Genomic DNA, 25,267 nt, shown 5'->3' with positions numbered 1-25,267 from the left:
CCAATGCAGAGCATAATGCAACCTGTGAGTGACTACCTTCCTCAGGCCGTTTGCGCGGCCTTAGGGCTGACAAACAGACAGATAATCATCACTGTCAGGGTGGGTGGCAACCAGGCCATGCCCTCTTCGTAGAGTGGCAGCGTTGACATCACAGGAGCCAGGCTTTCCACCCCGGACACAAAGGCCAGCAGCAAACTATTGGGTTCGGCGACTTGGGTCAGCGGCTTGAGTGAAGCGACAGTCACTTTCAATGCATCAAAAATACCGAAGATCAGGGCCACCGACAGTGCCAGTCTGTGGGCAAACTTCGGATTGCGGAAATACGGCGTCAGGAAGGTCACCAACACCAAAGCAATAGCCACTGGGTAGATGGTCATCAGCACAGGAATGCTGATAGCCAACAGTTGGGTCAGGCCTACGTTAGCCACCACGGCACAGATCACACTGAACAGCACCACCAGGAAGCGATAAGTGGCGCCCGGGATCAGCTCCTGGAAGAAGTCAGAACAGGCACTCACCAAGCCTACGGCCGTGGTCAAACAGGCCAGAGTCACCACGGTGGACAGCAGGATAATCCCCATATCACCGAATTCATGAGTCACATAGTTGGTGAGGATCTGGCCACCACTCTCGGCGCCCTTGGCCATATCGCCGGCGGTTGCACCGAGGAAGAACAGCGACACATACACAAATGCCAGACCGGCAGCGGCTACCAAGGCGGCGCGTACCAGATAGCGAGTCTGCAAACCTGGCTCAGACACGCCCTTGTTGCGCAAAATATCGATAATCAGCATACCGAACATCAAGGACGCCAGGGTATCCATGGTGTTGTAGCCTTCGATAATGCCTTTGGTCAACGGGTGCTTGATGTAGTCACCACTGGCCGCAGGTACTTCACTGCCGGGCAGCAAGATCACCGAGACCGCCAAGCCCACCAACAGCAAAATCAGCACTGGGGTTAACACCTTGCCTATGCTATCCATCAGTTTGCCAGGAAACAGTGCCAGCAGCATGGTCACCACAAAAAATCCTAGGGTGTATAACAGCTGCGGCTTATTCAGTTCCAGCCCAAGGATATTGACTACCGATGTAGGGTCTTGAATGAAAGGCAGCGCACCGATCTCATAGGCCACCAGGCCGGTACGAGGCGCCGCAAAGGCTGGACCGATAATGATATAAATAGCCACCGCCAGAGCAGTTGCGGCAAAGGCTGGCAACAGCTTCATCACCTTGCCCTGCGCCTTGGCCACAGCGATCAAACCAGCCAGCGGCAGACCCACGGCGGTGATCAAGAAACCGAGCATTGCCAGCAGCATATTATCGCCGGCCAATTGCCCGGCAAAGGGAGGAAAAATCAGGTTGCCCGCCCCCAGGAAAAACGCAAAGGTCATGAATCCCAGGCCCAGGGTGTCACCAAGTGTCAATTGAGTCTTGTGCACTATATGCCCCATCTTGTTATGTTTTTCTAATAAACTTAAGTGATTGCGATATCTTTAGCCATAGCTGAAATACTCACTATCGCACTCGCCCTACTAAGAGTGTAAAGCCTTTATTACAGTTGTCCGTGGTAAATTCGGCCTATTCTTGGCGAGTTTATGAACAAATGGCAGGGGGTTTTCGCTGCTTTGCTTATCCTAAAACTGTTTTACCTTGATCCAATTCGCAGAAAGCCACGAATTAGGGGGAAACACTAATACCAGAGCAAAAGCAGAGGTGCAACACTTAGGCTTACGAAAGACTAAAAATAAGACAGATACAAAAGCCAAGATAAAAAAAAGCGGTTCAAAGTCACACCAGGCATTAAGTTTGGCAACATCCACGACATTTTCAAAACATCTTCATTCGTCCCCAAACCACTACTGGTACGACCTTTAACACTTGCCAACCACAACAGGCTGAAGGTCAAAGATGGATAAAGCCTGAGTAAGGCAACATTCCCATCAAAATGAAACTCGCCTCGGAAAGCGGCTCACCTTTCGTCCCTGGTTAATATAAAATGCCGCGATTAATTCGGCTCAGGGGCAATCAATGGCATTCAGTTTCAAGGCATTTCATATCGAAGATCACGGCTGCGGCATGCCCGTCAGTACCGATGGAGTGCTCTTGGGGGCCTGGGCGCCCTTGACCGAGGCCAAACGGGTGCTGGACATAGGGGCCGGCAGCGGTCTATTGAGCCTGATGGCGGCGCAGCGCAGTGAGGCCGAGATACTGGCGGTAGAGCTCGACGGCAGCGCGGCCCATGCCAGCCGTGCCAACTTCAAGTCCTCGCCCTGGGCTAGCCGACTCACTTTGTATCAAGGCTCAATTCAGAGCTATTGCGATGAACATGCCTCGGCAGATGCAGCGCCGTTCGACCATATTCTCTGTAACCCGCCCTATTTCGAAACCGGCCCGCGCTCGGATGACCCCAAACGAGCCATAGCGAGACACACGGAACAGCTGAGCTTTGACGAGCTGTGTCTGGCGATAAAGCAGTTGTTAAAGCCACAGGGACAGGCGAGCCTTATTCTGCCGGTTCAGAGTCTGGACAGATTTGAGCGCGCCGCAATTGAGCAAAGCTTGCGACTGGCTGCGCGGGTCAGTGTCAGCAGCACGCCCCATAAGCCCTGTAACCGGCAGTTGTTACTGCTTGAGCATGTCAAGGAAGGCGAAGCGATTACCGCGCCGGAAGCCCACTCGGCTCTCTATATCAGAGAAACCGATGGCCGCTATTCAGAAGCCATGGTACGACTAACCCATGATTTTTACCTGAAACTCTAAGCCATTGCTTGCAGCAAGGGACTTGGGCGCTCGCCGTCAACCCAAACCCGGTATCCAAGTCGTGAAACCGCCACTGACCACTGATGGGATTTATTCATAGCTTACCAAGCTCCAAGCTGTGCACGGCACCCCAGACAAGGTATACTCCCGCGCATTATTGTTTGAGATGCTTCCCATGCTATTTGAAGATTTTGATCTGGACCATAGGCTTTTAGATTCGCTGAAAGCCATGGGCCACAAGACACCGACCAGTATTCAACAATTGGCTCTGCCTTTGGCGCTGGAGCAGCGGGATATTCTTGCCCATGCCCCAACCGGCACGGGTAAGACCGCCAGTTTCCTGCTGCCGGCACTGCAACACCTAATTGACTTCCCTCGTCGTCGTCCCGGCCAGGCCAGAGTACTGGTGTTGACCCCGACCCGCGAGCTGGCCAGTCAGGTACACAGATACGCCTGCCATCTGGCGACCGGGCTTGGGCTGGAGATTGGCATCATCACAGGCGGCGTTCCATACGCCCCGCAGGAAGAAGCCCTGGCCGGTAATCTGGATATTCTAGTAGCGACTCCAGGCCGTCTGCTCGAATACTTGGAGAAGCGTAAGTTTGAAGCCACTGAAGTGGAGCTGCTTATCATAGATGAAGCCGACCGCATGCTGGATATGGGCTTCTCTCAGGTGGTGCAGACCATAGCCATCGAAGCGCAGGGACGTAAGCAGAACATGCTGTTCTCCGCCACGCTGGAAGGCAGCGGCGTGCGCCGTTTTGCCGGTGAGCTGCTCAACGATCCTGTGTTGGTGGAAGCCGAACCACCACGCAGCGAAAAGGCCAAGATCCATCAATGGATCCACCTGGCCGACAATAGAGAGCACAAGTTTGCCCTCTTGTGTCACCTGCTCAATCAGGAAGAAACCAAACGCGCCATCGTCTTTTGCAAGACCCGCGAAGTGGTCAGTAGCCTAGAAGGCTTGTTGCTGCAGGCCGGGATCCCCGCTGCCTTTATGCGCGGCGATATGGAGCAGAAAAAACGTTTCCAGGCGCTGGGACGTTTCACCAAGGGTGAAGTCAAGGTGCTGCTGGCTACCGACGTCGCTGCTCGAGGCATAGATATTGAAGGGATCACCCATGTGATCAACTATGATATGCCCCGCTCTGCCGACGCCTATGTACACAGAATTGGCCGTACCGGCCGCGCCGGGGCCAAGGGCACAGCCATCTCTCTGGTGGAAGCCCATGATATGCGGATCCTCAGTAAGATTGAACGCTATATCGAGCAGAAGCTGAAACGGCGGATCATCGAAGAGCTGAGGCCCAAGCACAAAGAAGCCAAGGTGCCGAGCAAGAAGAAGCCTAAAGCCAAGGATGCCAGCACCAAGAACGGCAAGAAAAAGAAGAAGAAATAAGCAAGGGACGAACAAATCCCATGCGTGATTGGCGCAGGCTTACCGGCCTGAATGCAAAGCAGAGTTCGCAGCAAATGACCTAAGTCTTTTGCGAGAACGCCATAAGCTTCGACTTAAACTATCGCCAAAAAAGGACCCTAGGGTCCTTTTTTGTTACCTGTCTCACAGCCCTCCCGCCGCCGACAGCTTTTGACACATTTTATTTACAAAAACACATTTATCGGCCGCGGCTTGTCTGGTAATTTAGGCTCAGATTAAGCCTCCAGCATGGATATGCAGAAGATTATGAAGACATTTTTCCGAAGAATAGCACCGCTGCTCATCATAGTGGTCGCCGTGCTCGGCGCCGAACTCCTGATGATGACCAAGCAGGAGCCGGAACAAAAAGCGGAAGAGATCCCGCTGCCAGTGGTCGATGTCACCCAGGTCGAACCGCAAACAATGTCACTCAACCTGCCCTCTTACGGCACGGTCACCCCCAAATACAAGACTCAGCTGGTCAGCGAGGTTCAGGGCCGCATCCTCAGCATAGCCCCGGCCTTTGTGGCCGGAGGCGTGGTGCATCAGGGCGATGAACTGGCGGTGATAGAACCCTCCGACTATGAGGCAGACCTGATGCAGGCCCAGGCGACTCTGGCCCAGGCCAAAGCGGCATTGGATGAAGAAATCGCCCGCGGCGAAGTTGCCAAGATAGAGTTCAGTGGTTATGACAACGGCATGCCACCCGAACTTGGCTTGCGGGTACCTCAGTTGAAGAAAGAGCAAGCCAACGTCAAGTATGCCGAAGCGGCGCTTGCCAGAGCCAAACGCAACCTGGAACGCACCGTCATCCGAGCCCCCTTCGATGCCATAGTGCGTGCCCGCAACGTCGATTTGGGGCAATACGTTTCCATCGGCACCAACCTGGGAGAGCTGTACGATACGGCCGTAGCCGAAGTGCGCCTGCCGCTGGCCAACAAAGATCTGGCCTATCTGGAGTCGGTGGACAACCCTGATACTCAGGTGACCCTGAGCGCCGCCCTGGCGGGTAAAACCGTGACCTGGACCGGCAAGGTAGTGCGCAGTGAAGGGGTGATAGATCCAGATAACCGCATGGTCTATCTGGTGGCCGAAGTGCAGGATCCTTATCTTAGAAAACAGAAGCAGAGCGGCCAGTTGCCGCTGAAGTACGGCAGCTTTGTCAACGCCGTGATCAAGGGCCGCACCGTCGATGGTCTGGTGAAACTGCCCAGGTATATGGTGCGTAATCAGCATGTGGCCGTGATAGACAAGGACAACAAGATAGAGATGCGCCAGGTCAATGTGGTACGCACCGATCTCGAGTATGTCTACATCAAAGACAGCCTCAAAGATGGCGAGCGGGTTTCCAAAACCAACCTTAACAATATGACCAATGGTCAATTGGTGCGGGTCGCCAATGACAAGGACAAAGACGCTTCCCACAGTGAAGAGAGTGATACTCAGGAGCAGCGTCTGGCTGCGGCGGGTGAACTCTGATGGAGCAGGAAAAAGGGATCATTGCCTGGTTTACCCGCAACAATGTCGCCGCCAACCTCTTGATGTGGGTTTTGCTGATTGGCGGGATCTTCAGCGCCTTTCTGATCAATAAAGAGATTTTTCCCAGCTTCGAACTCAACTATTTGCGGATCTCGGTCGCCTACCCCGGCGCCGCGCCACAGGAGATTGAAGAAGGGATCACCATCAAGATTGAAGAGGCGATTCAAGACATCAGCGGCATCAAGAAGGTCACCTCGGTTGCCAGTGAAGGAGTGGGCTCGGTTACCATAGAGGTGGAAGACGGCTATGATGCCAAAGAGGTGCTGGATGAGGCCAAACTCAGGGTCGATGCCATCGCCACCTTCCCGGCCAATATCGAAAAACCGGATATTTTCAGGATCAAGCCGGAAAACAACGTTATTTGGGTGTCTGTCTATGGCGACATGACACTGCACGACATGAAAGAACTGGCCAAGGAGATCCGTGATGAGATCACCAACCTGCCAGCGGTGACCCGCGCCGAAGTGACCGGGGTGCGCGACTATGAAATCGGTATCGAAGTCTCGGAAGATAAGCTCAGAGAATACGGCCTCACCTTCACCCAGGTGGCACAGGCCGTGCAAAACACTTCGATAGATCTGCCAGGTGGCTCAATTCGGGCTCAGGACGGTGACATACTTTTGCGTACCAAGGGCCAGGCCTACACGGGAGATGACTTTGCCAACATAGTGGTCAGTACCCGTGCCGATGGTAGCCGGGTGATGCTGCCCATGGTGGCCGAGATCAAGGATGACTTTGAGGAGCGGCTCGAGTACACCCGTTTCGATGGCATGCCGGCGGCCATCATAGAGATCACCAGCATAGACGATCAAAACGCCCTGGCGATTGCCGATCAGGTCAAAGGCTTTATTGCCGAACGTCAGGCCACTCTGCCCACTGGGGCCAAGCTGGACTACTGGGGCGACCTGACCCACTACCTCAAGGGCCGCCTCAACATGATGCTGTCCAACATGTTTATGGGTGCCTTGCTGGTGTTCATTATTCTGGCGCTGTTTCTGGATCTGAAACTGGCCTTCTGGGTCATGCTGGGGCTGCCTGTGTGCTTCCTCGGCGCCATGGCACTGATGCCGATGGAACCTTTTGGCTTGTCGATCAACATGTTGACTCTATTCGCCTTTATTTTGGTGCTGGGGATAGTGGTGGATGATGCGATAGTCATAGGCGAGAGTGCCCATACCGAGGTTGAGCGCCACGGCCACTCGATCACCAATGTGATCCGCGGCGCCAAGAAGGTCGCCATGCCCGCCACTTTCGGGGTGCTGACCACAATTGCCGCCTTTATCCCCATGTTGATGGTGCCAGGTCCCATGGGGATCATCTGGAAATCCATCGGCATGATAGTGATCCTCTGCCTGGCCTTTTCACTGGTAGAGTCCAAGTTCATTCTGCCGGCGCACCTGGCGCACATGAAGCCCAGCAAACCCAATCCTAACCCTGGGCCATTTGGCCGCTTCAAGCGCGCCTTCAACGAAAAAGTGCAGCATTTTATCCACCACAGTTACCGCAACTTTATGGAGCGGATGATCCCCCACAGATATACCCTGGTGGCGGGCTTTATCGGCGTGCTTATTCTGTCGGTCGCCATGGTCACCAGTGGCAAGGTGCGCTGGGTGTTCTTCCCGGATATTCCGTCCGACTTTATCCAGGTCAATCTGGAAATGGATGAAGGCAGCTCAGAGCTCAACACCCTGGATGTGGTACAAAAAATTGAAAACGCCCTCTATTCCATGAACCAGCAGATGGAGTCCGAAATTGGCTACCCTGTGGTGAAGCACAGCTTTATCAATATGAGCAGCCGCACCTCGGCATTTATCTTTGCCGAGCTGACCAAGGGTGAAGACAGGGAAGTAGACGGCGTGACCATAGCCGAGGCCTGGCGCAAGCAGTTGCCGGACTTGGTGGCGGTGAAAAAACTCAATATCAATGCCAGTACCAACGATGCCGGCGGCGATATCTCTTTCCGCTTTACCTCCACCGACCTGACTCAGCTGTCTGCGGCCGCCAAAGAACTGAAACAGAAGCTTGCCAGCTATGAAGGTGTTTATGATATTGCCGATAACTTCTCCTCCGGCAGCCATGAAATTCGCCTCAAGATTCGCCCCGAGGCCGAAGCGCTGGGACTGACGTTATCGGATCTGGCACGCCAGGTACGTTATGGCTTCTATGGTTATGAGGCGCAGCGGATTTTGCGCAACAAGGAAGAGGTCAAGGTAATGGTGCGTTATCCGCTGGAGCAGCGCCGCACCATAGGCCACCTGGAGAACATGATGATCCGCACGCCAAACGGCATGGCGGTGCCCTTCTCTACCGTGGCCGAACTGGAGCTGGGGGAATCTTACTCTTCCATAACCCGGGTGGATGGTCGCAGGGCGATTACCGTAACCGCCAACGCCAACAAGGATAAAGTGGAGCCCTCCAAGGTAGTGCAGGAGATCCAGGAGAAGTTTATGCCCGAGCTCGAGCGCAAATATCCCCATATTTCCGCCAGTCTCGACGGTGCCAGCCAAGATGAACAGGCCGCCATGGTCGGCTTGCTGCAAGGCTTCTTCTTCGCGATATTTACCATCTATGCCTTGATGGCCATTCCGCTCAAGTCCTACAGCCAGCCGCTGATCATCATGTCGGTGATCCCCTTCGGTATGATAGGTGCGCTGTTTGGTCACTTTATTCTGGGGCTGTCCATGAGCATTCTCAGTCTCTGCGGCATCGTTGCTCTGGCTGGGGTAGTGGTGAATGACTCATTGATTTTGGTGGACTTCGTCAACCGTGCCCGAGAGCAGGGCCAATCTGTGGTCAAGGCGGCCATAGATTCGGGCTGTTATCGTTTCCGGGCGATTATTCTCACCTCGCTGACCACTTTTGTCGGCCTGGTGCCCATCATCATGGAGCGCAGCCTGCAGGCACAGATAGTGATCCCCATGGCCACCTCTCTGGCGTTTGGTATTCTGTTCTCCACCCTGGTGACCCTAATCCTGGTGCCCATGCTCTATATCATTCTCGATGATCTGAGCCACAAAAGCCGGGCCCTGTACCAGTGGTGGTGGCGCCCGAAAGAGGCAGAGACCCAGCTAAACGAATCGCAACACTGACTAAGTGATTGAAGGGAGCCCAAAGGCTCCCTTCCCTTATCAGGCAACAAATTCAGACCAATCCGGTCAATACCGGCCCCAAGTAGGGGTTTTCTGATCCTGCTAGCATTTTTCACTGCAGCTCTTGGTTAGACTCAAAGATATATCCTGCATGCCCAATTGAGTCGTTATGAGCAGCACAGCCGCAAAGCAACCCACACTCGTCTATGACATACGCAACAGCCGTTATCTGAATATCACCGGCCGTTGCACCCTGAGATGCCGTTTTTGCCCCAAGCACAACGGCAGCAAGAGTGTTCATGAGTATCAGCTGGATCTCAAGGTCCGCCCCCGCAGCAGCGATATCATTCCGCTACTGGGCGAGGTAACGAGTTTCGATGAATATGTGTTCTGCGGCTATGGTGAGCCGACGCTCAATCTCGACACTTTGCTGGAGGTGGCCCGCGAAATCAAACGCCGCGGCGGTAAGGTCAGAGTCAATACCGATGGCCTCGGCAACCTGTTTCACAGACGCAACATATTGCCGGAACTGGCCGAGTGCGTCGATGCCCTCTCGGTCTCACTCAATGCCAATACAGAAGCGGGTTACATCAAGCACTGTCGCCCACGTCTGGCGGGTTCCTGGGAGGCGGTTAACGCCTTTATCCGCGAAGCACCCCGTTACATCAAACAGGTACAGGTTTCGGCTCTCGATGGCCTGGAGGGCGTGGATATCGCAGCCTGTCGCAAGATAGTGGAAGACGCCGGTTGCCAATTCAAACACAGGATCCTGGGACAGGTTGGATAATCGATTGGCAACTTGTTTACCTGCTCGTCCTATGAGGCGAGCCATGCTCCCTAAGTCATCATCAGCACAGCATAAAAGGCAAACAACTGGCGGTGCCCGTGGGGATATTTAATGTTAACATGGGCGCAGATTTTTAATCTGGAGCCAACATAGTTCCATGTTCAAAAAGAATACCGGACTCAAAGACACACCTCTGCTTATCTCGGCTCAGGGCATTCACTGGTCCCGGCAACGTATATTGGCAGTCGCCAGCCAACTGAGCATGCTGGTCATCGCCGTCATTCTCATCACCAATGTGTTGATCACCTTGGGCGAGCGGCGCCTGCAGGAAGAGTGGGCAGTACAAAGATACAGCGAACTGCAAACCGTCGGCGCCCTGCTGGCCGATAAACTTTCCTTCCAACAGTTCCGTACCCAGATGTTTGCCAAGTCTGAGTACCTTGAGCAGTATCTGAATAATCCTGGACACAAAGAATACCTGCGGTTGGTAAAAAGTTGGGACAGCCTGAAACGCAGCACTCCCGAGCTGCTGGATCTGGCGCTATTTGATGCCGATGGCAAGTTTCGTATCGCCACCAGCAACACCTTTGGCAGCATGTCGATGCCGCCGGTCATTCTCAATAACCAGACCAATCTGGGAGGCGATGAGATCTATACCTCGGCACTGGAGTTTGCCCCGGTAGCTGGTCGATTGGAGCCTTATATCTATCAAGTGGCCAGATTGGAAAATCAGGATCAGAGCGTACGTGGTTATCTGGTGACCTATAACTCCATGTTGCGGATGCTGCAGGCAATCAAGCCGGCCTTTTCCAGCAACGCCTCACCACTGCTGTTATTTGACAATCAGGGCCTGCTTTATGCCGGCGCCTCGGATCTTGAACCACTGGCCAGGCTGCCGGGAACCATGGGTAGCAGCATAAGACAGAGCTATCCGGCACTGTGGAGCAAGATGGCCGCCAGCAACTTCGGTCAATTCCACGGGGAAGATGCCACCTTTGTCTATCTCAAGGTACAGCTGGCTTCGCAAAACGATATCAAGCGTGAGTATCTGCTGCTTTCCTATATTCGCAATCACGACATCGCCTCCCGTTTCTTCCAATGGCGTAACATCCTTTTAGCCTGCGCCGCCATACTGACCATTCTGGCGACCGCGGTTATTCTGCTGGCCCATATGTTCCGCCTCGAACAGCGCGCCAGACAAAACAGTATCGAACTGGCCCGTGGCCTGTTCCGCTCCAACCTGGGTTGTGTGCTGGTCAACCCCAGCGGCCGGATCGTTACCGCCAATGCCACCGCCGCCCGTACTCTGCAACTCGAGCAGGATGAGCTGCCGGATCGCAGTTTACAACGGATCCTGCAGCTGGAGGATGAGCTCTATTCCACGATAAAACAGCAACTGGCCGATAGTGGCGAGTGGCGCGGCGAAGTACAGCTCGAATCCCTGGCTAACGCCCAGCTCAGATTGCATATCCGCCGCTACAACGCCAGCAGTCAAACTTATCTGCTGATCACCTTTGAAGATATCGGTGAACTGAAACAGGCTCAGCAGGAGGCCTTCCTCAGTAAACTGTTGACCGACAGCAATGTGGCTACCGCCCTGACGACCCCGACTGGCCAACTCCTTAAAATTAATCAAGCCTTCGATAAGCTGATGCAGCTCAACGGCGATCTGGCCCACAACCTGGCGGCTCTGTTGGAAAATGATATAGGTAATCAGTGGCAAAGGATCAGCCAGATGGTGAGTATGCAGGGACAGTGGCAAGGGCAAATACTCTGTACCCACAGCCATGGCAGCTGTCTGCAGGCCACGCTCAAGGGCTATCTGGATGACGATGGTGAGATTGAGTATCTGGTGTGCACCCTGGAGCAGGCGACCCCGAGAAGTAAAATTGAAGCCAGTGGCGATCTGGTGCCACACCGCAGCACCATCTTGGTGAACCTCAGGGATCTAGACCGCTACTTCAAGTCCATGTCCGAAGAGGAAAAACTGCAGGCCAGTCTGCTGTTGATGGACATCAGTCCCGAGGGCATGCTCAGCCATATGAGCGATATCGGCCAGTTGGAGAACCGCCAACACGAGGTGGAGATGCAGCTGCTCAGGGAGTTGCCCAACAGCTATCAGATGTCCCATTGGCAGTTGGGTAAGCTGATTATCATACTACCGGAAACCGATGCCAATCAGGCGCATCACTATGCGGTCAAGGCGCTGGCCAACTTGGGCGAAAACGGCTTGGCAGAAGGGATCAGCATAGGCATAGCCGCCTATCTGCCGGGCCAGAGCCTGGAGCAGTTCCTCGGCAATGCCGAAGTGGCGCTGAAACGAGCCAAGCAGACGGGTGAACAGAATATCTGCCAGGCCTATACCCGCCAGCTCTGAGATGCCGCTGCCTTTGATAACTTAGGTCAATCGGCGCAAGTTGCTGTCTGCGGCGCTGTTGTTCATGGCATGGTTTTTTGCGGCGTTGTTTTTCATGGCATGGTTTTTCACGGCGCCGCCCGCTCAGGGCCAAGGCCCGCGGGGTACTGCAATCTTTGCCCGCTAACCTTGAACGCCCGGCCGCCGAGGTGTGTGAGCTGTTGGATCAGGCTCTGCAACTCTCAATCCCCCAGCGCTAGCTAAAAAAATCCCCGCAACTTGGCGGGGATTGTTGTTGATGGCGAAGCTTACTTAACGATTTCCATCTCTTGTAGCAAGTTATCTGCATTATCCAGATACTTCATCACCCACAGCATGTAACGGCTGTCCACCTGAATGGAGCGGTTGATGTTATCGTCGTAGTTCCAGTCACCTATGATGCTCTCATAAACACCGTCAAACAGCAGTCCCACCAGCTCGGCGCGGCCGTTGAGGGTTGGCGAGCCTGAGTTACCACCTGTGGTATCCAGAGTTGAGAGGAAGTTGACCGGTACCGAGTCAATATCTTTGAAGTAGAAGTCACCGTATTGCTTGGCCTTGATAAGCTCCAGCTCTTTCTTGGGAGCATCGAAAGGCTCAACTCCGGTGTCTTTCTGCACTATGCCTTCCAGACGAGTGAAAGGTACGGCATAGAGACCATCTTTGGGTGAATAGCCCTTCACATGGCCCACCGTCACCCGCAGGCTGGAGTTGGCATCGGCATACACAGGTTTGCCCTGCTCACGGTTGTAGGCAATGATGGCTTCCATGTACTGAGGACGCACCTTCATCAGCTCACCGGCCAACTCTTTCTTTTTCTGCTCCAGCTGCATACCTGTGTCATAGAAGGCCACGGCAAACTGGATCATAGGATCTTTCGAGGCTTTGAAATCGGCAACCGACTTGTCCATCCAGGCCAGACGCACATCTTTGTTATCCAGCTTGGTATTCTTGTACATCTTGTCCAGAGTCTTCTTCAGCTTGGCCTCATCGAGCTTGTTGCCTATGCCGAAATACTTGTCCAGCGCTGGCAGCCGCTCAGACCTGGGCAGCGCCGCATAACGCTTGAGCATCTCAAACACCAGCGCCTTGTCGACACTGGCGGCATAACGGCGATCGATACGCTCCATACCGGCCTTGAAGCGGATCATGTCACGCTCCTGAAAACCCGGCTCACGTTCCATGTCCGGCAGCGCCTTTTCATTGGCCAGCCGATAGAGTTCGCGGGCCGTTGGCAACATAGTGGTATACCCCAGATAGCCCAGGATAATGTCACGCTGCTGATCCGCCTGGCTTTGGGCGACCAGCTTGTCCAGCTGTGCCAATACCTCGCCATACTGGGCCTTGCGGCTGCTGTCGGCATCGATCCAGCTCTTGAGCTTGGCTTCCAGGGCACGCTTGTCTTCCAGCATAGTCGACTTGCCGTAGAACTCGATCATCGAGGTGAAGTTCTTGGCATAGTTGGCCAGACCGGCGATCAGGCTCTCGTACTTGATGCGCTCGTCACTGCCTTCCGGGGCCGTCTCTTTAATGATCTCGATAAAGCGCTCACGCAGCTCCTTGCCTTGTGGGTAAGACCACTCAAACTGGTTTTCCACTTCATTGCCGGTGCGGTATCTGTTGGTGCGGCCCGGGTAACCGGCCACCATCACAAAGTCCCCTTCCTTGACCCCTTTGGCCGACACCTTGAGGAAGCTCTTGGGCTCATAAGGTACGTTATCCTTGGAGAAATCGGCCGGCTTACCATTTTTGTTGACATAGGCGCGGTAGAAGGAGAAATCGCCCGTGTGGCGCGGCCACATCCAGTTGTCGACATCACCGCCGTACTTACCCACGCTGGCCGCTGGGTTATACACCAGGCGAACATCACGGATTTCCAGCTGCTTCACCAGATAGTACTCGAGACCACCGTGGAAGCTGTAAACCTGACAGCGATAGCCATCTTCTTTTTCACACTGGGCCACCAGTGACTTCTCGGCCGCCTCGACACCCTTATAGAAAGCGTCGCCCTGCTTGTTGTCCAGGCCTTGCTTGACCTTGTCGGTCACATTGGTGACCTCTTCGGTGACATATACCCGCGAGCCCGGAGTTGCCGGCAGTTCTTCGGCAAAGTTTTTCGCCAGGAAGCCATCACGCAGCAGATTCTTCTCCGGGGTGGAGTTGTACTGGATGGAGCCGTAGGCACAGTGATGGTTGGTTACCACCAGGCCTTTGGGCGAAACGAAAGACGCGGTGCAGCCACCCAGGCTTATCACGGCGTTCATCGGGAATTCCGTCAGCTTAGAGATAGACTTGGCGTCTATTTCCAGTCCTTTGGCCTTGAGTTCATCGGCCATGGCTGGCAGTTGGTAGGGCTGCCACATGCCCTCATCGGCCTGAGCACCAAAACTGGTGGCTATGGCCGTTGCAAGTAACCATTTTTTCATTCTAGTAAGTCCATTCGCTGGTATCAGTTCAATTTGTTGGTTTTGTGCAACAAAAAAGCCGGGCACAAGTCCCGACTTTAACACAGACTCCCAAGCGGCTACAGACTCGGAAAAATTCCCTTACAAAGGGCTTAGCTTAGGCCCCCAGCGTCGCATACAGCTGGGCAGCTATAATGCCTATCCCCATGAGGGCCATCAGTGCCATCGCCGGCTTGCCACCGGCAACTTTGTAACCTTCCGGCGATTCACGTCGCTGTTTCAGCGCTATGGCTATCGGCAGGAAGATGATGATCACCACTAAAGGCACGGCGGCAAAACCCAGCAGCGCTGAAAAACCTTCCGGCAGATACAAGGCGCAGGCCAGCGGCGGAATAAAGGTCAGCAACCAGGTCTGCAAGCGGCCGACAAAGTTACTCTTGGCGCGGATAAGCTCGGCGCTGAAGTCAAACAGGCTCAGGGTCACCCCTAGAAACGAGGTGATCAACGCCAAGTCGGCAAACAGCCCAATGCACTTGCTCACCAAAGGCTGCTCGCTGATGGCCTGCAAGGCACTGATGAGTTTCGACAGTGAACCGCCAAAGCCGTGAATGGTATCGCCGCCGACGGTACCCAGGGTTACCAACAGCCAAAGCAGATAGCAGGCCAGCGGAATGCCGGAGCCTATCAGCAGCACCTTGCGCAGGGAAACCGTGTCACCATCGAGATAGCGCACCAAAGTGGCAATACAGACATGGAAACCAAAAGAGGTAAACACCACAGGCACGGCGGCTAGCCATACCTTGGCATAGGAATCGGTCGGCGCCTGCTCCAGTAAGGTGTTCATATTCACTTCAGGCAGCAGAAACAGTACCACCAGCACCAGCATGACTATCATTGCAGAAAACAGCCCGCGGGAGAGCTTATCGACCCAACCGACTCCCAAGGCGGCAAAACTGCCCAGAGCCAGGGTAAACAAGAGTACCGCGTCCTGGCCATCCAGGGTCATATCGAACCAGGCCTTGGCCTTGAGCACCAGGAGATCGGCGCCACCGGTCAGATAGGCGGCGGTCAGGGCAAACAGCAGGCTGAGAAAAGCGGCGCTTTGAATCAGTTGCCCCGTCTTACCCAAGGCTTTACCTGTGATGGCATGCAGGTTATCCCCCACGCCGGAGCGCAGGTTGACTTCCAACATCAACAGTGAGGTGTAGGCGGAAATGCCCCAAATGACCAACATCAATAACAGTGCCGGCAGTAAGCCCATGGCAGCCGTTGCCAGTGGCAAGGCCAACATACCAGCGCCAATCGCAGTACCCGCGACTATGGCTATAGAGCCCAATATTTTCAAGTTCACTAAAATTCGTCCTGTTTTTTTGTCTTGTTATCTTTAAGGTCAGATTTAACTCATGGGGAAGGCGAATTGTCAGCGCAGCTGGCAAGCTGTAACGTCTTGGCCGCAGATGAAATTCCGCCTTACGGAGTTTCATTGGCCCCAACAGCTCAGCAAACAGAAGAGGTATGCCACCAAGCCACTGGGGCTAACTAAATCGTGGACAACGGAATTTGGGACTGCAAAGATGCAAACTCAACACTGAGGCTCTTTCTCAAAAAATTGACTTAACCGGGACATTAACAGAGCCACAGCCCTTGGGCAAGCGGGGAAGCGCCGCCACCCTCCTATTAACCATAGCTTTTCTATGGTTATCTGCCAAAAGCCAGTCAAACGGAAACTAAAGCATTGCTTATTGGCCTTGAGTTAAATAGGCCGCAGTCTGTGATAATTGGCTATCCGGCGCTCGTCAGTTAACTAATTCGGACTGTGTTGCCTTAATAAACTTTATCGTTATAATGGCCACCTCTGTCTTAGGGGAGTAGCTAACCTGGGTCCCGCCCAGGGGTAGGCATCAACACACTTGGCCTCATGCCATGGTGCTTACAGCAAGCTTAGGCTTGCCCGGCAAGACCTGAGCACGGTATACCGCACTAATTATAAAGGGGTGGGCGGTAGACTGTGCTTGGAATTTTGCCACCCCGAAGGAACGCCCATTTTGGAAGCACTCATCGCCTCAACTCTCACTGTCGCCGTAGCCGAAATCGGTGACAAGACTCAGCTGTTGGCCCTGTTGTTGGCCGCCCGTTTCAAAAACAAGACCGCGATTATCTCAGGGATCCTTATCGCCACCCTGCTCAACCATTTTGCCGCCGCCTGGCTGGGCCAATGGGCCATGGGCTGGCTCAGCGCCGATGTCGGCCGTTACCTTGTTGCCGGTAGTTTCTTTGCCATCGCCCTTTGGGTGCTGGTACCCGATAAAGTCGATGCCGAAGAGAGCCGCTTCTACCGCTATGGCCCCTTTGTGGCCACTTGTTTGCTGTTCTTTATCGCCGAAATGGGTGACAAGACCCAGGTCGCAACTGTAGTACTGTCAGCCAAATACGATAGCCTGCTGATGGTAGTAACAGGCACCACTGTCGGCATGCTGCTGGCGAATGTTCCTGTGGTACTGGCTGGCCATTTCAGTGCCGACAAGCTGCCCATGACCTGGATCCACAGAGGTTGCGCCCTACTGTTTGCCCTATTGGGGATAGCCACCCTGTTGTGGGAATAGGGCAACCACTGACAGCGTAAAAGGGGCAGCTCAAGCTGCCCCTTTTATGTCCGGCGTGCAATTATCAGCTGGCCAGCATCTCTTGCACCCGGCGGCCGTAGTCGGCATCGGCCTGACTGAAATGGCCTATCATTCGCTGCTGCACATCCTGAGTCGCTTGACTCAGAGTACCGCAGATATTGCTGATAAGCCTGGCCTTTTCCTCTTCCGGCAACAGGCGGTAAAGGTTGCCAGCCTGGGTATAGTCATCCTGACCATAACGGCTGTATCTATCAGCCTCACCATCCAGGCGCAGCGGCGGCTCTTTGAACTCTGTGGCATCCTGCAGGCCGCTTGGCTGCGAGTTGGGGCCATAGTTTGCCGACGCATCGCCACCTGTCTGGCTTCCATGGTACGGGCACTGAGCCCCGGCCATGGCACCGGCACGTTGATGGTGATTGGCCTGAGTCGCGTGAGGACAGTTCACCGGCAACTGATTATAGTTGGCTCCTATCCGATAGCGCTGGGCATCGGCGTAGGCAAACAGGCGAGCCTGCAACATCTTGTCCGGTGACGCGCCAACACCGGGAACCAGATTACTCGGCGCCAGTGCCACCTGCTCTACTTCGGCGAAGTAGTTCTGTGGCAGACGATTGAGCTCCAGTACCCCAACCTCAATCAGTGGGTAGTCCTTATGTGGCCATACCTTGGTCAAATCAAACGGGTTGATATGGTAAGTATTGGCATCGGCTTCCGGCATTATCTGTACCTTGAGCTTCCAACGGGGGAAGTTGCCATCCTGGATTGCCGCCACCATATCACGCTGGGCATGATCCGGATCGATTCCCTTCACCTTGGCGGCCTGCTCTTCAGTCAGGTTGGCTATGCCCTGCTCTGTCTTGAAGTGGAACTTGACCCAGAAGCGCTCACCCTTGGCATTCCAAAATGAGAAGGTGTGCGAGCCAAAGCCATGCATCTGCCTATAGTTAGCCGGAATGCCTCGGTCAGACATCAATACCGTCACCTGATGCAAGGACTCTGGGTTGAGCGACCAGAAGTCCCACATCGCCTGAGGATCTTTCAAATTGGTGTGCGGGTTACGCTTCTGAGTGTGGATAAAGTCAGGAAACTTGATGCCGTCACGCAGGAAGAAGGTGGGGGTGTTATTGCCCACTATGTCATGATTACCGCGTTTGGTGTAGAAACGCACTCCAAAGCCACGGGGATCGCGCTCGGCATCGGCGCTGCCCATCTCACCGCCTACGGTCGAGAAGCGAACAAAGGCTTCAGTCTGAGTGCCAATCCCCTGGAAATGTTCGGCTATGGTGTATTGGCTCATATCATTGGTCACTGTGAAGGTGCCGTAAACCCCCGTGCCTTTGGCGTGCACGACCCGCTCAGGGATCCGCTCGCGGTTGAAGTGGGCCAACTTTTCAATCAGGTGCCAGTCCTGCAGCAACAGGGGACCACGCTCTCCGGCGGAGAGGGAATTCTGATCGTCTGCGATGGGGGCGCCGCTCTGGCTGGTGATATATTGCTTCTGACTCATCTCGTGCTCCTTAATCCTTTGTCTCGTTTAACCAGTTTTCAATCACATCATATAAGGTGGCCATAGGTGCTCCCTTGAGCAGTCGTATTGGCGATGTGGTCATCTTAGCCAAACGCAAGAAACACCAAAAACGATTAAATCAAATCAACCCTATTCAAAAATCAGATTAATAGCTCTGCAAAGATTGGCTAAGGATTAGGTGGCGTCATTGCCGATGATCATTCAAGCCTCGATGCCTTTTACGTGAAACAAGCAGGCCTCGACAGGCTAAATTCTCAGACAAAGCTAACTTTTTTTAGCATCCTGATGCTCAGAGTTACTTTGAGGATAGCGATAGAGCCGGATCAGATAATAAATATCTATCAGCACAATGAAGAAATTAACCAAAGCCACGGGGTAAGCACCGATGGCCATACCATAGGTAACAAATAAAACCGCTCCCAACAAGTTCCACCAGCGTAGCTTTTTGATATTGGACATCATCAAGGAGATGGCCACCAACACAGACGCTAGATATCCGACCCACTCCCATATATTGATTGTATCCATTCATGCTCCCCTATTTCACAGCAGCGACTGTCTTCAAATCATGACGCCCCTGAATGTCAATTCCCAAACCCTCGCCTATAAGGATAGTCGCTAACAAACAGGAGCAAGAATGAATACTGGAGTTAAAACATCGGCCATGAGCCTGTTGGCAATTGGACCCAATTACAACTCGGCCAGGTTGCCCATGCGGGTGAATTAATCCTGAAAAACAGACTGATACAAGAGGGCTTAATCTATACTTTTACGCAGGCTCAACACTAGCATATGGCCTTAACGCTTAATCACGGCCGCAGTCATACGAGAGATACAGGTCAGCTCTCCGGCGCTGTTATGAATAAGCACTTCCCAGACAGAGCTGCGTTTGCCCAAATGTACCGCTCTGGCGGTTGCCTTGAGCTCACCATTACGTGCTGCCCGCAGGTGATTGGCATTGATCTCCTGACCGACACAATAGTAGTTTTCAAAGTCCACCGCGAAATTGGCTGCGTAACTGGCCACAGTTTCCGCCAACGCCACATTGGCACCGCCATGGACTATTCCAAGCGGATTATGGATGGCCGGAGATGCCGGCATACTGGCCACCATATAGTCATCGCCTATCTCTGTGATACGGATCCCCAGGGTCTGCATCAGGGTGCCCTTGCCACTCATACCAACGTCCAGTTTGGCGCAATCTTCCAGGGTAATGGGGCGGAACCAAATACTCATCTTATTGTTATCCTTAGTACTCCAATTAGGAAAATCAGTGTACTTGCCCTGCCGTACAGAAGTAAACCCGGCCAAAAGGATTGCCTATCAGCCGCTTGAGCCCTTAGGGAAAGCTATTGCATTCACTTCCGGTCAACCCCATTCTGTTTTGAATGATTGACTGAGGCGCAATTATCGCTCCCCGTCATCAAAAATTAATTTTTGTGCGATATGTCTATAAAAAAAGCGGCCGGATGGCCGCTTTACTTGGCTTTAGTTATCAGAATTGAGCAACAACAGGATCAGAGCACAGCTCGGCTTCCAGTTCACAAACCTGATAAGTCACGCTCTCGGCTTCAGTGCTGAAGCGATCACGGAACTGACCATCGTTGGCGGTGGTCGCAACCTGCTCACCATCGCGGAAAATCGCCACTTCATCACCCAGGGCACCATTCCAGCTGACATCGACCATGGCGCTGCCACGACGGGACTTGAGGGCGCGGCTGATATCGGCAGAGATGCTGTGGGCAAATACCTGCACTTCCATGCTGACACTGTCGCTGAGCTCGGTGGCATCGGTCGCGGTCAGGGTCACAGTGTAGGTACCAGCCTCGGCATACACATGTTGAGGGTTTGCCTCACTGGAAACAGAGCCGTCACCAAAATCCCAGTGGTAGCCGGCGATATCATCATTGATATCAGAGCTGCTATTGCTGAAGCTGACGCTCAGACCTTCGGCTTGATAGTCAAAGCCAGCATTGGGCGCGGAAGGACCCGCTTCACCCAGCGCCGTGATCACCATACCCCAGTTGTTCAGGGTGCCGTTGTCACCACCGGCATGGTCAGTCACGCTCAGAGTCCAGGTTCCTTGGGCTATCTCACCGTTGAAGTCACTCAAATCCCAGCTCTTGACGATATCGTCGTTACTGCTGCCTTCGCGATTATGCAACACCACTTCGGTGCCGGATGGCGAAGTCAGGGTCACAGTCAAATCACCAATCCAGGTGTGGCTGATGTTGACGTTGCTGTTGACCCCGAAGATCTGCAGCGGATCGGCGATCTCAATGGTGCTGGTCACTGTGGTGTTATCGGCAATAGCCACCGGGGTATCATTGCTGTATGGGAAGTCGTTCAGCCCTTGAGGGATGATTTCCAGGCTCACCACACTGCTCTTTTCAATACTGCCGTCATTGCCCGACACAGTGATGGCATAATCGCCCCACTGAGTCTCGGCAGTGCTTGCCACGTTCAGGGTAAAGCTGTCACCGGCACCAACGTTGGTGGCAGACAAAGATACCCCTTCCAGAGCGGGTTCTACACTGACACTCAGCTCAACACTGCCATTCCAACCGGCGACACTACCGACACTGAAGTCATAGCTGGTGCTTTCACCGGCTTCAATGGTGCGGGCTGCCGGGGTCACGCTGAAGCGATAACTTGGACTTGGGTTGGCTTGATCGAGCGCGTTGGCCGCGTTCAGACGGGTACCGGCAACACTTTTGCCGGTCATGGCCGCATTGGCATCACCCGAATTCATCAACAGTGCTTTCATCTCCAGTGGAGTCAGATCCGGGTTGATAGACCACACCAAGGCCGCGACACCGCTCACCATAGGCGTAGCCATCGAGGTACCCGAATAGCTCTCGTAGCCGCCACCTGGAACCGTTGACAGAATGGCACTGCCTGGCGCCGCCATGTCTACGCTGGTAGCCCCCCAGTTGGAGAACCAGGAGATACCATCCGAGCTATCGGTACTGGCGATGGACATCACTACGTCCGAGTCATAGTTGGACGGATAATGAGGGCTGGCATCATTGTTTGTGGTGTCGTTACCGGCCGCAGCCAGGAACAGAATACCGGCGTCACCGGCAGTTTCAATGGAATCCTTCAGCGCCTGGCTGAAACCACCGCCACCCCAGGAGTTGTTGGTGGCCTTGATATCGACACCATGATTCACCTTGAGATCAGTCATATAGTCGATACAGGCGATGGCATCGGCGGTAGAACCTGTACCGGCAGGAGTCAGGAACTGACAGCCAATAATAGTCACGTCCCAGTTTACCCCGGCGACACCCAAGCCGTTATTTCCTTTAGCGCCAATTGTCCCGGCCACGTGGGTACCATGACCGTTACCGTCCATAGGATCGCCGTTATTATTGGCCGCACTGAAACCGTGAATATCGTCAATCACACCGTTGCCGTCATCATCTATGCCGTTGCCCGGAATTTCGCCCGGGTTGACCCACATGTTGGCCTGCAGATCAGGATGGCTATAGTCAACCCCGGTGTCGATAACCCCGATGATCACATCCGTGCTGCCAGTGGTGACATCCCAGGCTTCGGGAGCGTCAATATCGGCATCGGCCACACCACCGGTTTGCCCTGTATTGTGCATGCCCCAGAGCTCAGGAAAACGAGGGTCATCCGGCATGCCTATGGCGCGCAGAATGTAGTTGGGTTCAGCATATTTAACCGCCGGATGGCTGGAGATCATCTTGATCGCCTGCTCAATATCAGCCCCTTGACGCAGATTCAGCTTTGCCAGACGACCATCGAGCAAGCGGGCAAATTTGTCATCTATACCATCGGCATTGGCATCACGCAGAGTGCCACGAACCAGACGCTGAGCCTCGGTCCGCTCCTCTTTGGTGGCATTATCCTTGTAAACCACCAGGATAGAGTCCTTGGCATAACGGATCTCATTTTTAGCCATTGCGGGCGCGCTACCAAGCGCCATAACCCCAGCGACAGCTACTGCCAATGGCGAGAATTTTTTCAACATATTCGGGCTTCCTATAGTCCTTATAATCCCTTGTTATCCGGAACGGCTTATGTCGTTGGCAGCGCCTTTAAGCACCAGCGAAACAATAACCAACGAGAAAATCCGGCGTTTATTTATTGCAAATAGATTGTTACCGCAATGAAAACAATAGAGAAAGCATCAAATCGTAAAATACAACTTTGCTACTAGACGGGTTAGGTATACTCAATCTTAAAAATCACCAAATACAATTCATAATATACTGTTTTAAATGCAAATTTAAAATTAACCCCTTATTGCAAAAAGCAATATCGACTAAAGCCTAAATAGCCTTTAACTCCGATTGCGGCACCGGCTCCAGGCGCGTAACTTTTGTTGCTGATTTGTACCACTCTGGTTCAGTCAAGGATATGTACGAAAAGGAGTCTTAGGTGTCGGTACTCGCAAAAATCCTGTTTGGTTCGGCCGTTTTGTTGACCAGTCTTGGTTCAACAGCGACAGAGCGCCAGGTAAATGCACTACAGGAGTTGCCAGTCACCCTCCAGACACTGCTGGAAACTCAGGGACGCGATAATTTAGTCAACCTGATGCAACAAGGCAGTTTCAACCAAGCCATCATAGTTCAAGCCGGAATTGACAACAGCGCCATCCTTACCCAAGTCGGCTTGGGTAATCAGGCACAGGTAATACAACTCGGGGTCAATAATCAGGTTGAAATGATGCAGGTGGGTGACGCCAATAAGGCAAACATCACTCAAATAGGCAATGACAATCTGGTGCAACTCAACCAGCTTGGCAGTGCCAATTTTTCGATACAACAAATTGCCGATGCAGCCACTATCAGCATCACGCAGTATTAAAAACACAGGGAGCGTTTAATGAAATCTCAAGCTAAAAAGTCACTGATTGCACTGGCTATCACAGCGGGTCTGGGTATGAGTGCTCAAGCCTTTGCCGGTAGCGTCAATGAAATCTCAGTTAATCAGCAAAGCTACGGTGCTGCAGGTCAGGAAGTCTATGCCGAGCAAACCGGCATTCTGAATCTGGCTGAGATCAACCAGGAAGGTTCTGCCCAAGAAGCCACTGTGGTTCAGAACGGTGTTTGGCACGAAGCCTATGTTGACTCCAAGGGCGATGAAAACATTGTCACAGTGACTCAGAATGAAGATTGGCATGTAGCCAGCGTCGATGTGGATGGTAACGTCAACACTGCAACTGTCGTTCAATCCGGTTTCTTCAACGAAGCCAATGTTGAACTGATAGGTGACAACAACAGCGCCGAAGTAAACCAGAACGGTGACACCAACTTTGCAGTATTCCGTGTCAACGGCAACGACAACTCTGGCTATATCAGCCAGAACGGTAATAACAACGAAGCCGGCATGATAGCCGTTGATTTCAGCCCTAACGTAGGCAACGGCAACTCAGTAACTGTAATGCAAGAAGGTAACGCCAACATAGGTGGCGTTCGCGGTGTTGCCGGTGACAACAACAGCATCGAAATCGACCAGTCAGGCGATCTGAACACTGGTTTTGTTTATGCTCTGTCCGGCTCTGAGAACGGTATCGAAATGGTACAAACTGGTACCGCCAACACCGCAGTACTCGAATTCACCACAGGTGATGACAACGATGTTGAAATCCGCCAGACAGGCGACAACAACACCGTTGGCGATCTGCTGGTTGCCGATATCCAAGGTAGTGATAACGTCGTCGATATCCAACAAGACGGCGATACCAACGGCGTTGAATTCCAAATCTGGGGTAACGACAACGATATCGACCTGGAGCAGGATGGCAGCACCAACTTCGCCACTGCCGCCGCCTATGGCACAGACAACAGCATGGATCTGACCTCACAGGGCGATTACAACGAACTGGTTGCCTTCACCACTGGCGAAGACAACCAGATCGAAATCCATCAGGAAGGCACTGAAAACTTTGCCTATGCCGAACTGGAAGGCGATAACAACGAAGTGGATATGGAGCAAGATGGCAGCGCCAACGAAGCTCTGGTCACTGTTGTTGGCTACAACAATACCGACATCGAAACCACTCAAAGCGGTGACCTCAACCTGGTTGATCTGCTGATCCTCGGTGATGACAACCTGGCTCAAGTCGTTCAAAGCGGCGACAACAACTGGGTGAGCGGTGTTGATGGCGGCGCCTTCGCCGTGGTCGGTACAGGTAACAGCCTGATGATCACCCAAAGCGGTAACGAAAACCTGGTTGTCGGTTCTCAAGCCGGTGCCAACAACGCTATCAGCGTAACCCAAAGCGGTGACTACAACGTTGCCACTGTGATCCAGAACTAATCACTCTGGTGCTTTATGCGAAAGGGAGCCTCTTGGCTCCCTTTTTATTTGCCCAATTGCCAACTGAGCGTGAGTCATTATAGCTTGAAAACTCATGGTTCCAGCGGTTTCCTGGAACCCCCATACCATAAGCATCGAATAACAACGCGAGTATTCGCCGCTGGCACAGCGGCTATCATAGCTTCCAGCTAAAAGTTCCTAAGTTAGTATTGGCCGTGCTTCCAGCCACGATGTAGTCAATCACCTGCGGTGCGCTTTTCGCACAGGCGATCCTGTGACTCGCTGCGAGTACGTCCCTGTAAGCTCTGCCTCGCCATCCCTGGCTCGGAAGGTCACAGTTCCGCCTGTGCCTGAAAATGAGGTGTATGTCTGTGGGTATATAAGCAATTTCAAGCAAAGCTATGATTGCAGAATTGCACCAATCCCCTTCGG

Annotated in this window: 16 protein-coding genes and 1 riboswitch; of the genes, 9 read left to right on the top strand and 7 right to left on the bottom strand. The window is 53.4% G+C overall.

What is annotated here, in order from left to right:
- Positions 1–41 precede the first annotated feature (41 nt).
- A complete protein-coding gene (gene brnQ, locus K5621_RS04310) occupies positions 42–1,451 on the bottom strand; it encodes a branched-chain amino acid transport system II carrier protein (protein WP_221050524.1) in 1,410 nt (469 codons plus the stop codon).
- 577 nt (positions 1,452–2,028) lie between these two features.
- Here brnQ and K5621_RS04305 point away from each other — a divergent pair.
- The 6 genes from K5621_RS04305 to K5621_RS04280 all read left to right on the top strand — a co-directional run bounded on the left by K5621_RS04305 (position 2,029) and on the right by K5621_RS04280 (position 11,969).
- Entirely contained in the window at positions 2,029–2,760 is a 732-nt protein-coding gene (locus K5621_RS04305) for a tRNA1(Val) (adenine(37)-N6)-methyltransferase (protein WP_221050523.1), read from the top strand.
- Between the two features lie 175 nt (positions 2,761–2,935).
- On the top strand, positions 2,936–4,159 hold the full coding sequence (srmB, locus tag K5621_RS04300) for an ATP-dependent RNA helicase SrmB (protein ID WP_100142567.1): 1,224 nt from the start codon (positions 2,936–2,938) through the stop codon (positions 4,157–4,159).
- Between the two features lie 282 nt (positions 4,160–4,441).
- Positions 4,442–5,656, top strand: coding sequence for an efflux RND transporter periplasmic adaptor subunit (locus K5621_RS04295; RefSeq protein WP_100142648.1), 1,215 nt, complete (start codon positions 4,442–4,444; stop codon positions 5,654–5,656).
- Positions 5,656–8,805: an efflux RND transporter permease subunit gene (locus K5621_RS04290; protein ID WP_221050522.1), complete on the top strand. Its 3,150-nt coding sequence runs from the start codon at positions 5,656–5,658 to the stop codon at positions 8,803–8,805. The genes K5621_RS04295 and K5621_RS04290 overlap by 1 nt, the downstream gene beginning before the upstream one ends.
- A gap of 169 nt (positions 8,806–8,974) precedes the next feature.
- On the top strand, positions 8,975–9,592 hold the full coding sequence (locus K5621_RS04285; RefSeq protein ID WP_221050521.1) for a TatD family nuclease-associated radical SAM protein: 618 nt from the start codon (positions 8,975–8,977) through the stop codon (positions 9,590–9,592).
- A gap of 157 nt (positions 9,593–9,749) precedes the next feature.
- On the top strand, positions 9,750–11,969 hold the full coding sequence (locus tag K5621_RS04280; RefSeq protein WP_221050520.1) for a PAS domain-containing protein: 2,220 nt from the start codon (positions 9,750–9,752) through the stop codon (positions 11,967–11,969).
- A 287-nt stretch (positions 11,970–12,256) separates the two neighbouring features.
- Here the strand turns inward: K5621_RS04280 and K5621_RS04275 are convergent, their stop codons facing one another.
- A complete protein-coding gene (locus tag K5621_RS04275; protein ID WP_221050519.1) occupies positions 12,257–14,413 on the bottom strand; it encodes a S46 family peptidase in 2,157 nt (718 codons plus the stop codon).
- A gap of 136 nt (positions 14,414–14,549) precedes the next feature.
- Positions 14,550–15,743 carry an aromatic amino acid transport family protein gene (locus K5621_RS04270; RefSeq protein WP_221050518.1) on the bottom strand — a complete coding sequence of 398 codons (1,194 nt, stop codon included), beginning with the start codon at positions 15,741–15,743 and terminating at the stop codon, positions 14,550–14,552.
- A 500-nt stretch (positions 15,744–16,243) separates the two neighbouring features.
- Positions 16,244–16,345: riboswitch (yybP-ykoY riboswitch) on the top strand.
- A gap of 92 nt (positions 16,346–16,437) precedes the next feature.
- Here K5621_RS04270 and K5621_RS04265 point away from each other — a divergent pair.
- Positions 16,438–16,995 carry a TMEM165/GDT1 family protein gene (locus K5621_RS04265; RefSeq protein WP_071476927.1) on the top strand — a complete coding sequence of 186 codons (558 nt, stop codon included), beginning with the start codon at positions 16,438–16,440 and terminating at the stop codon, positions 16,993–16,995.
- Positions 16,996–17,059: 64 nt separating this feature from the next.
- Here the strand turns inward: K5621_RS04265 and katB are convergent, their stop codons facing one another.
- From katB to K5621_RS04245, 4 genes are all read right to left on the bottom strand, one after another.
- Positions 17,060–18,523, bottom strand: a complete 1,464-nt coding sequence (gene katB / locus K5621_RS04260; protein WP_044735109.1) for a catalase KatB — start codon at positions 18,521–18,523, stop codon at positions 17,060–17,062.
- A gap of 285 nt (positions 18,524–18,808) precedes the next feature.
- Positions 18,809–19,072 carry a YgjV family protein gene (locus K5621_RS04255; RefSeq protein ID WP_221050517.1) on the bottom strand — a complete coding sequence of 88 codons (264 nt, stop codon included), beginning with the start codon at positions 19,070–19,072 and terminating at the stop codon, positions 18,809–18,811.
- Positions 19,073–19,342: 270 nt separating this feature from the next.
- Positions 19,343–19,780, bottom strand: a complete 438-nt coding sequence (locus tag K5621_RS04250; RefSeq protein ID WP_039035581.1) for a PaaI family thioesterase — start codon at positions 19,778–19,780, stop codon at positions 19,343–19,345.
- 259 nt (positions 19,781–20,039) lie between these two features.
- Positions 20,040–22,541 (bottom strand): S8 family serine peptidase, encoded by a 2,502-nt coding sequence (locus tag K5621_RS04245; protein ID WP_221050516.1) that lies wholly within the window; start codon positions 22,539–22,541, stop codon positions 20,040–20,042.
- Positions 22,542–22,951: 410 nt separating this feature from the next.
- Between K5621_RS04245 and K5621_RS04240 the strand changes: the two genes are divergently transcribed.
- The gene (locus tag K5621_RS04240; RefSeq protein WP_373289234.1) at positions 22,952–23,380 is read left to right on the top strand and encodes a curlin; all 429 of its coding nucleotides are present in this window, start codon (positions 22,952–22,954) and stop codon (positions 23,378–23,380) included.
- An 18-nt stretch (positions 23,381–23,398) separates the two neighbouring features.
- Positions 23,399–24,835 carry a curlin gene (locus K5621_RS04235; protein ID WP_221050515.1) on the top strand — a complete coding sequence of 479 codons (1,437 nt, stop codon included), beginning with the start codon at positions 23,399–23,401 and terminating at the stop codon, positions 24,833–24,835.
- Positions 24,836–25,267: the final 432 nt, after the last annotated feature.

Source organism: Shewanella carassii, assembly GCF_019670705.1.
Classification (GTDB): domain Bacteria; phylum Pseudomonadota; class Gammaproteobacteria; order Enterobacterales; family Shewanellaceae; genus Shewanella; species Shewanella carassii.
The sequence above is the reverse complement of the archived record's forward strand: the minus strand, read 5'-3'. Positions and strand labels throughout refer to the sequence as shown.